This window comes from Gaetbulibacter sp. M235 (assembly GCF_043876835.1).
Lineage (GTDB): Bacteria > Bacteroidota > Bacteroidia > Flavobacteriales > Flavobacteriaceae > Yeosuana.
In genome coordinates this window covers 1-11,748 of sequence record NZ_JBAWJZ010000016.1, presented here as the reverse complement: position 1 = coordinate 11,748, position 11,748 = coordinate 1, and the positions used below count along the sequence as shown (strand labels likewise).

At 31.4% G+C, this 11,748-nt stretch carries 18 protein-coding genes; all 18 read left to right on the top strand.

Annotated features, from left to right (window positions below):
- Window positions 1-101: 101 nt before the first annotated feature.
- The 18 genes from V8G69_RS16260 to V8G69_RS16175 all read left to right on the top strand — a co-directional run bounded on the left by V8G69_RS16260 (window position 102) and on the right by V8G69_RS16175 (window position 11,519).
- Window positions 102-743 (top strand): hypothetical protein, encoded by a 642-nt coding sequence (locus tag V8G69_RS16260; RefSeq protein WP_394883231.1) that lies wholly within the window; start codon window positions 102-104, stop codon window positions 741-743.
- A gap of 156 nt (window positions 744-899) precedes the next feature.
- A complete protein-coding gene (locus V8G69_RS16255; protein WP_394883230.1) occupies window positions 900-1,238 on the top strand; it encodes a hypothetical protein in 339 nt (112 codons plus the stop codon).
- Window positions 1,239-1,563: 325 nt separating this feature from the next.
- A complete protein-coding gene (locus tag V8G69_RS16250; protein ID WP_394883228.1) occupies window positions 1,564-2,133 on the top strand; it encodes a TIR domain-containing protein in 570 nt (189 codons plus the stop codon).
- 6 nt (window positions 2,134-2,139) lie between these two features.
- Entirely contained in the window at window positions 2,140-2,985 is an 846-nt protein-coding gene (locus tag V8G69_RS16245; protein ID WP_394883226.1) for a macro domain-containing protein, read from the top strand.
- Between the two features lie 294 nt (window positions 2,986-3,279).
- The gene (locus V8G69_RS16240; protein WP_394883225.1) at window positions 3,280-3,495 is read left to right on the top strand and encodes a hypothetical protein; all 216 of its coding nucleotides are present in this window, start codon (window positions 3,280-3,282) and stop codon (window positions 3,493-3,495) included.
- A 189-nt stretch (window positions 3,496-3,684) separates the two neighbouring features.
- Window positions 3,685-4,143: a GNAT family N-acetyltransferase gene (locus V8G69_RS16235; protein WP_394883224.1), complete on the top strand. Its 459-nt coding sequence runs from the start codon at window positions 3,685-3,687 to the stop codon at window positions 4,141-4,143.
- Between the two features lie 140 nt (window positions 4,144-4,283).
- The gene (locus tag V8G69_RS16230) at window positions 4,284-4,589 is read left to right on the top strand and encodes a hypothetical protein (protein ID WP_394883223.1); all 306 of its coding nucleotides are present in this window, start codon (window positions 4,284-4,286) and stop codon (window positions 4,587-4,589) included.
- Window positions 4,586-4,984 (top strand): DUF4279 domain-containing protein, encoded by a 399-nt coding sequence (locus tag V8G69_RS16225; protein ID WP_394883222.1) that lies wholly within the window; start codon window positions 4,586-4,588, stop codon window positions 4,982-4,984. Before V8G69_RS16230 ends, V8G69_RS16225 begins: the two co-directional genes overlap by 4 nt.
- 165 nt (window positions 4,985-5,149) lie before the next feature.
- Entirely contained in the window at window positions 5,150-5,965 is an 816-nt protein-coding gene (locus tag V8G69_RS16220) for a DUF2971 domain-containing protein (protein WP_394883221.1), read from the top strand.
- A gap of 165 nt (window positions 5,966-6,130) precedes the next feature.
- Window positions 6,131-6,511, top strand: coding sequence for a hypothetical protein (locus V8G69_RS16215; RefSeq protein ID WP_394883220.1), 381 nt, complete (start codon window positions 6,131-6,133; stop codon window positions 6,509-6,511).
- A 20-nt stretch (window positions 6,512-6,531) separates the two neighbouring features.
- Window positions 6,532-6,708, top strand: coding sequence for a hypothetical protein (locus V8G69_RS16210; protein WP_394883219.1), 177 nt, complete (start codon window positions 6,532-6,534; stop codon window positions 6,706-6,708).
- 145 nt (window positions 6,709-6,853) lie between these two features.
- A complete protein-coding gene (locus tag V8G69_RS16205; RefSeq protein WP_394883218.1) occupies window positions 6,854-7,465 on the top strand; it encodes a carboxypeptidase-like regulatory domain-containing protein in 612 nt (203 codons plus the stop codon).
- A gap of 152 nt (window positions 7,466-7,617) precedes the next feature.
- Window positions 7,618-8,049 (top strand): hypothetical protein, encoded by a 432-nt coding sequence (locus V8G69_RS16200; protein ID WP_394883217.1) that lies wholly within the window; start codon window positions 7,618-7,620, stop codon window positions 8,047-8,049.
- Window positions 8,050-8,193: 144 nt separating this feature from the next.
- On the top strand, window positions 8,194-8,733 hold the full coding sequence (locus V8G69_RS16195) for a hypothetical protein (RefSeq protein ID WP_394883216.1): 540 nt from the start codon (window positions 8,194-8,196) through the stop codon (window positions 8,731-8,733).
- 161 nt (window positions 8,734-8,894) lie between these two features.
- Window positions 8,895-9,524, top strand: coding sequence for a hypothetical protein (locus tag V8G69_RS16190; RefSeq protein WP_394883215.1), 630 nt, complete (start codon window positions 8,895-8,897; stop codon window positions 9,522-9,524).
- 150 nt (window positions 9,525-9,674) lie between these two features.
- On the top strand, window positions 9,675-10,301 hold the full coding sequence (locus V8G69_RS16185) for a DUF4145 domain-containing protein (RefSeq protein ID WP_394883214.1): 627 nt from the start codon (window positions 9,675-9,677) through the stop codon (window positions 10,299-10,301).
- Between the two features lie 146 nt (window positions 10,302-10,447).
- On the top strand, window positions 10,448-10,873 hold the full coding sequence (locus V8G69_RS16180) for a hypothetical protein (protein ID WP_394883212.1): 426 nt from the start codon (window positions 10,448-10,450) through the stop codon (window positions 10,871-10,873).
- 403 nt (window positions 10,874-11,276) lie between these two features.
- A complete protein-coding gene (locus V8G69_RS16175) occupies window positions 11,277-11,519 on the top strand; it encodes a hypothetical protein (RefSeq protein WP_394883211.1) in 243 nt (80 codons plus the stop codon).
- Window positions 11,520-11,748: the final 229 nt, after the last annotated feature.

Here is an 11,748-nt window from a genome sequence, read left to right as displayed (position 1 = left end):
CTTGTTTGCTTGCATCTGATTTTCCTTCGGAAAATCCTCGCACTCAAACTACGCACTATTCTTATACATAACCGTTGCCATTAATTTAAAAAAATTACGATTTGAAAGAACTTTTTATTAATTTATTAGCATTAGCCATCTTTTTTGTTCTCTATTTAATCTTCAAGAAATTCTTACCAAGCTACGCAGATGAAAAAGGAAAAAATCAAGCAACAAAAGAGGATATTGAGGAAATCACATCTCTTGTTCAAGGAGTTGAAAGTAAAGTTAATATTCTAACAAATAATATAATTGACTATTCATCATTAAAAAGACAATATATAATCGATTATTTTGCGTCATATAATAATTGGGAAAGAACAATAACTAGTGCAAATCTTAAAGGATTTGGCAATTTCAAGGAAGAAAATAAAAAGAATATAGAAAGGATGTATGAAGCAAAACACTCTTACAATCTCAAAGAAGGGGAAATTGAATTATTTATTGACGAACGGGAATTTTATAAACAAAGACGAGAACTTACAATAAGGACATTAAAATATCAGCATCAATTCGAACAAGCTAATGACGATTTAATTTCTCTTGACCAAACTAAAGAATCTAATCCTAATTATAAAGATGATGTTGAAAATCTATTAGATGAATACAGAAGATCTACTATCCCTAATTTGAAAGGGATTTTTGAAGAACGAAGTAAGGTTATTCAACTATTGAGTTCTTACATCAAAAAATTAATGGAATAAAAACTAATGGCAACACCATATATAAAAAATTGCTAGTTTTAGCTTAACCAAAGTTAGTTGCTCGTTTGCTAGCTTCTGATTTTCCTTTGGAAAATCCTCGCTCACAAACACGCAACTTTCCATATACATCAACGTTGGCTTTAATGCCTGAAAAAAATGAATGAAAATGAAGATAAAGTTTCAAAAGTTAATTTTGAGATTGAAACATACGAAAAGAAAATAAAAAAACTGAAAAAGAATGCTCCTTTTGCAATAATTGGAGGAATATTACTTTCTCTAATTTACCCCTATTTACCGAGAAGATATGGAAGAAAACCATTAATAGAACAAATGGAGTATTTTAATGCTGTACTCTTTATGGGAGTAATTTATTTTATTATTTATGCTATAAGTTATTTTTATTTGATTGACAAATACAAAAAAGAGATAGAGGCTTTGAATAGAAGAAAAATTTCGTTAGAAAGTAAAATTAAAGAATATAAATCAGGTGTATAAAATTTACAAACCGAGTTGAGAAAATAAATTAATATTCTGACATTTCGGAGAAAGTTAAATGATAAATTATGATAAAAAAGACAAATTCCGAATGGACTTCTATTATGTAAGATTAGAAATTAAACTAGATTGATTTATAAAATGATTGCAAAAGCACTCAAAGCCAACACCTCATAAAATTTATGCTTACATTTAAACTAAATAACGAACTGACAAACATTCAATAATAATATTGCTACGGCGGAAAAATCTCCGATTTTTACGTCGCACAAATCTTATAAAAACACGTTAGGTGCAATTATGACAAACCAAAAAAACAAGAAATATGGCATACAGAAATGGAAATTACTCAGCATTTTACGTAAGTGAACCTTTTAGCGAAAGCAGTCTTGGTGCGCATGCAACAAAAGACTTTGTTTACTATAATATGCTAAGGGCTTGGAAAGGCCTCGATTCAACCTTTCCTTTTAATGACTCTCACAATAAAAACTATAATGTTAGAGACAATAGTGATTGGGAATCTACTTTAAAGCCAAGAATTCGAGAACGTATCAGAAACTCAAAAAATATTATATTGTTTCTAAGCTCACTTACCAAAAGCTCAAAAGCTATAAGAGAAGAAATAGATTATGGAATTAACAACCAAGGGTTGCCAGTAATTGTTGTTTATCCCGAATATGGTGAAAAGAGTGATATAATAAATTGTCAATCAGAAACTATTAGAAAACAAATAACAGACTTGTGGGACAAATTACCCCTTTTTAGAGATTCAAAACATAATGTGCCAACTTTACATATTCCAAACAAAAAAATCTTAATAAGAAGTGCTTTGAACGACCCAGACTTTATGGTTGCTTCCAAATGCAATGCAGGAGATTTTTTTTATAAATGCTAATAAGACATGAAATACATTTTAAATTCAATATTGAGCAAAGCTTATTGGCGTTACATCTTTTCTTTGGACGGATTAAAATCTATACTCGCCATTTTTGGAATCATATGGTTGATAATAGAAACATTAGACTTTTTTCAAGTTTATACAAGAGACAAATATGGTGCATATGCATTTTTCATTTTCATAGTTATATCAATCTTAATTTCCATTCTTCTCAAAAGACCTATAAAATCAATTTCGATTCCATTTCCAGAGCTTGACTTTATAATAGAAGTTCGTATTGCCGATTTGTTTGATATTAGTGGAGCAACTATGATTAGTACAAATACAGTATTTGAAGCAGATGTTGCAGGAAACAAAATTGCAGTGGATAGCTTACAAGGTCAATTTACAGCAAAATACTTTACAGGGAATCAAATTGAGTTAATCAAAAAAATTAACGAAGAACTTCAACAACTCGGTTCAACCTCGCCCTTTCCGTTCGGAACCACAATCCCAATTCATACTCACGGAAAAACCTTTTACTTTACTGCTATGGCAGAACTTGGAGAAGGTGGTAATGCTTCATCATCAATTTCTGAGATACAATCTGCCTTAAATGGTTTATGGAATTATGTAAGAAAAAAAGGAGAACTTATCGAGCTTGCCGTTCCAATAATCGGTACAGGAAGAGGACGAGTAAAGATTTCCAGAAAAAAAATGATTGCTTTGATTGCTGAGTCATTTATGAAGGCAACAATTCAAGGTAAATTTTCAGACAAATTAATAATTGCAATACGACCAGAAGATGCTCAGAACTTTGGAATAAATCTATATGATATTAAAGACCACTTAAATCACGTATTAAAATAACTGCACCTAACACGCGGTATAGTTAATTGCCGGTGCAGTGCGAATTCGAGCGGCACAGCACGAATCAAAAGTAGTTGTAACTTGACAGGAAAGTGCTTTGAAATCGGCAACTAACCATACCGCCAACCGTTGTAAGTAATTTAAGAAACCTGAATCTCTACAGAAATTTTGCTGAAAAAAGAAAAGAAAAATAACAAATGGCAATTTCGGATTTTTATTCTGTTAATTATTTCAATAATCTGTTTCGGATTTTGGAATAGTTTAACCGAAAAAACCGAACTGAAAAACTCGAAAGTGACAATCGGAACTATTATTGAAATTGAGGAACGATTTCAAAGAGGATTCTTCATAAAATACCAATTCAGTGTTAGAGAAAAAAACTATACCGAAAATCAAAAACTGACTATAAAAAAGGAATTAATAAAAGTCGGAGACAAGTTTGAGGTTCATTATTCGGACAAAAACCCTGAATACAGTGAACTTGACTTTGACAAAAAAATTACGGAATAATAAAAACTACTTACAACACCGGCTATAGTTCATTGCTTCCGACTTTCCTATCGGAAAGTCCTCGCAAATTTGCTATCTTCGGTTTACGGCGGAAAATCCTCGCGGATTTATCCGCAACGAAACCATAGCCAAACACGTTACCTGCAATACGGACAAAGCGCATAGTTGAAGATTGAGATTTAAATAAAAATGACTTTTAGAGAAGCAAATAAAGCCGACATAAAACAGATTCAAATAGTAAGAAACTCTGTGATCGAAAATACTCTGTCAAATCCTGAATTAGTAACTGATGCTGATTGTTTGGAATTTATTACAAAAAGAGGAAAAGGATGGGTTTGTGAAGTTGACAATCAAATTGTTGGATTTTCAATAGCAGACTTAAAAGAAAATAATGTTTGGGCTTTATTTGTACACCCGAACTATGACAAGCAAGGAATTGGAAGGCAATTACACGACCTGATGTTGAATTGGTATTTTAACCAAACTTCTAAAAATCTATGGTTGGGAACTGAACCAAACACAAGAGCCGAAACTTTTTATAGAAAATCGGGATGGAATGAAATTGGAACTCACGGAAAAGGAGAGATAAAATTTGAAATGACATTTGAAAATTGGAAAAATAAAAGTACAGCAGGTAACAATGTATAACCGCAATTACGGTGGATTCGACTATGTCCGAATCCACTCGAAATTGCTAACGTCAGTGCCAAACCGAAAATTAAAACATATAAACCCGTAACTGACGGTTATACGAGACCGTTGGCGTGCATTTGAGGAACATCGAGAAAATGATTAAGAATAGAAGAATATCGAGCAATATAAATATGTGGAATATCGAATATGACCAAAACGGGTTCACATCGAATAAAGATTGGTTAATACAAGCTGAGAAAACAGAGGACATTTTACAATTGAGTCATATTTATGAAGAAGGACCGATTTTGGACGTTGGGTTTTATAGAGAAAGTTATAAAATCTATATTATTTATGACAATGATTGGGAGAATCCAAAAGAGGTATTTGAATCTCAAAAAACGGAACTTATTGAAAACAAAATTTATGAATGGATTGACAAATATGCAAATGGTTTATGACAAACACTAAAGGGTACACATATTTTGCAATTAAAACCGAAAATGAAAAGTTTGGACTATCAGAATTTGACTCTTACCTGACAATCAAACCGACCAATTTCAAACAAAAATTTGAGAACGGAAATATACCTGTTTGCACAATTTGGGAGTATTCTTCAGGTAAACTAGTTAATCCATATTATTTTGAAGAAATAGAAAAACTGATTGACAAACTTGAAAATCATAAAAGCGAATTAATCGAGCTTAAAAAACGAAATCCTGAATTTGAATATGTTTTAGAAGTTGTCATTTTTCTTGGAGATGAAAGTCCAGGACTTCATTTTAGTAAACGAACCATAAAATTTATAAATGAAATTAATGGAACAATCGATTGTGACATTTATAATGAAAAATAAAAAACGACACGCCAACAATGGCTATAAGTAATTGCTTGTTCTCGCCTACTTCTGAAAATCCTCGCGGATTTTCAGTTTGGTATGTACTTGCAAAGTTAAGTGCTAAACCACGCAACTACTCATAGCCGAGACCGTTGGCAGCAAAGCAAAAAATAAATTCACAAAATGAGTAACAATAAAATATTAGAAGATTTGAAAAGTATTATTGAAAAATCTCCAATAATTTATAAATATGTTTCAGCTGAAATTGCTTTAAAGATTCTACTTGAAAACAAACTGAAATTAACAAATCCTAATAAATTTAATGACCCTTTTGATTGTTATCCTGGATTAATATCATTTTCAAATATTCCACCTTCTCATTTTGAAAAACTAAAAAAGAAATATTACAGAACACATCCAGAACTTATTAAGAAAATTGACCAAAGAAATCATTTTAACTCGAAATCTGAATTATCATCAATTTATGAAAAGATAGCTTTTCCCCAACTTTCATCAAAAATAGGTGTCACTTGTTTTAGCCAAGTTTCAAAAGATTTTTTGATGTGGTCACATTATGCTAAATCTCATTCCGGAATATGTCTTGGATTCGATATTTCAAAATTATATAGTTCACTTGAAAAAGTTAGTGAAAGTGATAGAGGATTATTTAAAATTAGTTACAAGAAAAAATTCCAAACAAAAGACTTTTTTCTAGATGGTTCTGATTCTATTTTTCATTTGCTAAAAACTAAATCAAAAAATTGGAAATATGAACGAGAGGTCAGAATTATTTACACTAATTTAACCCTTAATAAAGAATTAGAAAGATTTATAAGTTTCGGGAATGAATCTATATCCGAAATAATATTTGGAGCATCTTTTGAAGATGATAAAAATCCCCAATTAATGAATACAATATCTGAGAAATACGATTTCTCTAATAAATATAGAATGAAATTAAAAAAAAATAGTTTTAGTTTAAAACGAAATGTTATCTAATCATAAAAGCTCAGCTGCCAACATCGTATAAAATTTATGCTCAAATCGGATTTAGCACAAACTGACAAACATTCAATAAAAATATTGCTGCGGCGGAAAAATCTCCGATTTTTACGTCGCACAAATCTTATACAAAACCGTTGTGGGTAATTTAACAAAACTAAAATGACCGAATCTAAAAGACTAAATTTCCTAAAATCTTTTCTCAAATTATACGGAGTTGAGAAAATAGTTCTGACAAAAGAAACGGTGGATTCAATAAGCGGAATTGCAATTTATGACGAAACCGACCCCGATGAAAGACAGGAATTTATTTGGCATAAACCTGAAAGCGAAGTTCCTTCACCCCAATTGAACATCCTGATTGAAAAAATTGTGGCGGAAAAATGGCATAACGGAGACAAAATTTCGGAACATATTGAGGAATTGGAATTTAACGAATTTGACAACCTGACAAAAGAAAAAATACTAAATGAATTATTTGACGTTGAAATAAGAATGATTGACGACGGAGAAGAATCGGATTCATACTTTGTTCATTATTAAAAACATAAAAATAGTGTAATATGGAAATAAAATTAACTCCAGAAGAATATAAGGATTTGGTAGTGAAAATTGCCATAAAAATAAGTCCAATTCTTGTCAAAATAAAGCCAGATAGCCTTTCTGCGGGAGAACACATTGCCCTTTATGCGAAAGATATTGCTGATGCTGTTGAAGTCGTTTTAAAAAAGGGAATATAAAAAACTACCCACAACACCGGCTATAATCCATTGCTCGCAAAATGCTAAACCAAAAAACAGTATATTTAACTTGGCTCGATTCCTACTCCGAAATTCTACCGAATTTCTCCGCAACGGAATCATAGCCAAACCGTTGTAAAACATTTTGAAAAAAATCTCGAACATATCAAAAAAACTTATTAAACTGACCTTAATATTGGTTTGTGGAATTTCATTTGGTCAATCTAAAATAGTTGGAAAAATAAAGTCTGATATCACCAACGATAAACCGTACGGAAATATTTATTTGGAAATAAATAATGGAAACAAATCTCAAGTTGACCGAATGACAATTGCGGACAGTATTGGAATTTTTCAATTTAATAATTTAGAACCAAACAAAACTTATAAAATCAAGGTCCAATTAATGGGCTACGAAGACCAAGAATTTGAAGTAAAAACAAATGAAAATATTCAAAACGTTGACTTGACTTTAAAAGGAATTTGCGGATTTGTAAGTTTGGAAACCGCCGAAAAGGACTGGAAAAAGAATAAAGCAAAATTATATCTGGTTGGTGGAATTGCACCGGTTGGTAATCGAAAAGAAGATTATCGCTTCGAGAAAAAATATAAAATTAAATATTATGATTTTGGCGATACCGCACCAAATATGGAATGTATACAAATATATAACGAACGAATTTTTGAACTAATGGACGAGAAATACGGAACTGAATGGCGTAAAAAAGTTCGTTCAGACGTTGAATATTTGAAATAAAAAACGTTTTACAACAATGGCTATAAGTAATTGCTGGTACTCGCCTACTTCTGAAAATCCTCGCGGATTTTCAGTTTGGTGTGTACTTGCAAAGTTAAGTGTTAAACCACGCAACTACTCATAGCCGAGACCGTTACCTGCAAGCTGAAAAAATGAATATTAAATCGACATTCACTCTACTTTTTTTCATTTGTGTTTTACAAATAGCTTTCGGACAAGATAAACTGGAAATTGACAAATCTGATAATTCTCGACTGATTAAAGTCCTGAATAACTCCGAACTGATTGCAGAAAACAAAGAAAATTATTTATCCGTTAGGGTTTACACAATCGACAACGGAACTGGAAGTGCAGGATTTGAAAGTTGTGAGGTTTCGTATAATTTGTTAGTTGCCGTTTCCGAATTTGACGAGGCACCAAATCAAAGCGTTTTCGAAATCGGACCTTTTATTAGTCCAAAGTTTATTAAATGGACTGACGTAAAAGAATATGAAAGGGAGTTTACAATCGAATATGGAGTTTTTGACAATCGAAAGACAATAAAACTGAAAACAAATTTAAATGAGCTGATAATGGAAAAATAAAGCCAGCAGGTAACAACGGCTATAATCCATTGCTCGCTAAATGCTAAACCAAAAAACTATATATTTAACTTGGCTCGATTCCTACTCCGAAAATCCTACGGATTTTCCTCGCAACGGAATCATAGCCAAACCGTTACCTACAATTTGAAAAAACGTATCCTAATATTATTTTTAACTATACTTTCAGCTTGTAAACAAGAAAGTAAAATTGACAATTCCAATGAAATTTGGACTGAACCCGAATTGTCGGAACTGAATTCTATTGTTTCTGAATTTGACCGAATCTTAACGACTGAATACAAAACCGATTCCGAAAACAAAGCATATTTGGAATATTCCAATAACGTCCTTCAAAATCAAATCGTGCCGAATTTAAATGGAATGGAAAAATTGAGTTCTGATTTAAAAAAGTTTGTGGTTTTTGACAAAATTTGGTGGAAATATACGGATTCAAATTCCGAATATTTCAATTTAAAAACTGATAGTAATTACATAAAATATTTGACCGAAATTGGAAAAAAATCCGATTTTATAAAAAATTACGCTGACCAACTTAATCAAACAAGGGACTTACTTCCTTCCGTTATTGCTGGCTTTTCTAAAAACATTGAGAACATTGATTTGACCGACAAAAATAATCGTCTGATTTTTGCAATACACTATCTGACATTAATAAACCGATAAAAAAAACTGTAGGTAACACCGTATAAAAAAAATTGCTACTTTTAGCTTAACCAAAGTTAGTTGCTCGTTTGCTTGCATCTGATTTTCCTTCGGAAAATCCTCGCCCACAAACACGCAACTTTCCTTATACATAAACGTTAGGTACAACCAATAGAAATATTATGAACCTCAAACTTTCAATTCTAATAATTATAATAGCAATCAGCTTAAAGATTCAAGCTCAAATTGAAATAAGAGGAATTCAATTAGATAATTCTATAATTACCAAAACTGAAGAAATAGAATCAAAAGTATTTGAAAAAAAATCCAAAGGTAGCGAGTATGAGGTGTTATCAAAAGTACGAGTGCAAATTTCTTGTTCAGGGGTTGATGGAGAATGGGATTATAAAGAAATTAAATATAGAATAACAACATATAAAGACTCTGATTGCTCTCTCTTGGATTCCATAAACCAATCCATAGATAAATATTGGAAAGAACAGATTAAACTGAATGATTTCAAAAATATAGAAATAAGAGATGGTTTTTATAAAATAAGCCCAGAGTTGTCCATCCCTATGATAAAAAGTGAAACTGAGATAGAAGGTAAAGCTTATTCTATATTTTGGTACAACAAAACACTATATAAAATAGAATTATTAAAATCGGGAGGTCCACCTGGTTCTTTGATATCCTTTATTGAACAAAATTTAAGGATAAAAAGTAAATTAGAAAAGTATAAAATAGAAGAATTGATAAGAATATATAAAGAAACAGAAAAACTAATTAAAGATAAAAAAGGCTGTACCTAACACCGTATAAAAAAAATTGCTAGTTTTAGCTTAACCAAAGTTAGTTGCTCGTTTGCTTGCTTCTGATTTTCCTTCGGAAAATCCTCGCACTCAAACACGCAACTTTCCTTATACATAAACGTTAGCCACAATTTGAAAATAAATCGATAAATGAAACACATTCAACCAAAATTACATCAAGAATCTTTTACTTGTCCGAATTGTGGAGTCCTAGCAAAGCAAGATTGGCAATCTAGAGGTCTAAAATTTGAAACTTTTGGACAGCAAGATAGGAATATTTTGGGTTCAGCGACTTGTCAACATTGTAGAGAAACTTCCATATGGATTAAAGACAAAATGTATTTCCCAGACACTGGAAATTCACCTTTTCCAAACCCCGAAATGCCTCAAATTGTTAAAAACCTATATCTCGAAGCTGCATCAATAAGTAATAAATCACCAAGAGGTGCAGCAGCACTTTTAAGACTTGCTATTCAAGTTTTATGCAAAGAGCTTGGAGAAGCTGGAAATAATATAAACACGGACATTGGAAACCTTGTAAAAAAAGGACTTCCTGAAATTGTTCAGCAATCACTGGATGTGGTAAGAGTTACTGGAAATGATGCTGTACACCCTGGTCAAATTGATACAGATAACCCTGAAACGGTTGGACAGTTATTTGACTTGACTAATGTTATCATTGAATATATGATTGCCCTACCAAAAAAGGTAAGCGGAATATATTCATCCTTACCGACTGGAAAATTAGACGGAATTAATAAACGTGACGGAAAATAAAAACTGTGGCTAACAACGTGTAAAAATAATTGCTTGGTTCTAGCCTACTCGGAAAATCCTACGGATTTTCCTCTGGTTCGTTCCATTTTTAGTAAGTTAGTTGCTCGCACACGCAACTATCCTTACACAAACCGTTAGCTTTAATTATGAAAAAAACACTCTTCATATTGATTTTAGGACTTTCTTTTTATAATTGTAAAAAGGAATTAAAAAATCAGAACGAAAAAGTTGAAATTAAAGCCGAAAAAAGCGAAACAAAAAAGGAATTAAAATTTAGTCTTTATAACTCAACAGAATTTGAATTAAGAAACATAACAGTCGGATTACCCGATACGTCTCTAACATATGATAAACTCGAAAAACAATCTCAAACGGAATGGACAAATGTAAAATCTGCATATCATTACGGATTCGTAAGATTTTATGATATAAAAAACAGAAAATATTATATTCAACCTATTGATTATGTCGGAGAAACACCATTTGAAAAAGGAGAATTGAAATTCATAATAAAGGAAATTGACTCAATAAATCAATGGTTTGAACTTGACTTTGAATATAAAAATAACTAAAGCTAACACCGTATAAAAATAATGCGGTAGTTAGTGCTTAATCAAAGGTTAGTGCAGTTTTGCTAGCTTCTGATTTTCCTTCGGAAAATCCTCGCATACAAAACCGCACTATTCTTATACATAAACGTTGTGTGCAAGCTGAAAAAACGATAATAATTGAGAAAATCTTTTTACATATTATTTCTGATTCTATTTTTAATTGGAATTCCGCTTTTCTATTTTATGGCAATTAATACTTCTGTCAGCTTAAAATATGAAACCGAATTTGGTCAGTGTATCTCCCAAATCTCTGGAGTTAATTTGTGTATTCAACACGATATTTTTATGGGACTGACTTACCTTTGTTTACTACTGTTTTTTCTGTTTTTGATTTTTAACAGAAGACTTATTAAAAAATTATAAAATGGACATTTTTCAAATAATTTTTGGCAGATATTTAATTGAACTAATCGGAGCATCCATTCGATTTTCATTTGGATACATAAAATCTAAATTGTTTGGAACTAAACTCATAAAGTTTGAGAACTATTGGCATAAAAAAAAAGGAAACCAATATGACAAACTCGAAACTGAAACTGCCAATAGGATTGCTGGTTTTTTCTTTTTTGCCATCTTTATTGGAATTATTATTTATTTTACTATTTAAAAAAATATAGCTGAATTAAAAGCCAGCACACAACACAGTATATAAAAAATTGCTAGTTTTAGCTTAACCAATGTAAGTTGCTTGTTTGCTTGCATCCGATTTTCCTTCGGAAAATCCTCGCACTCAAACACGCAACTTTCCATATACATAAACGTTAGCAGTTATTTAATTTAGTCAACCATGATTATGGAAGAAAATAAATCGAAACTCTCAAAATTCTGGAATAAAT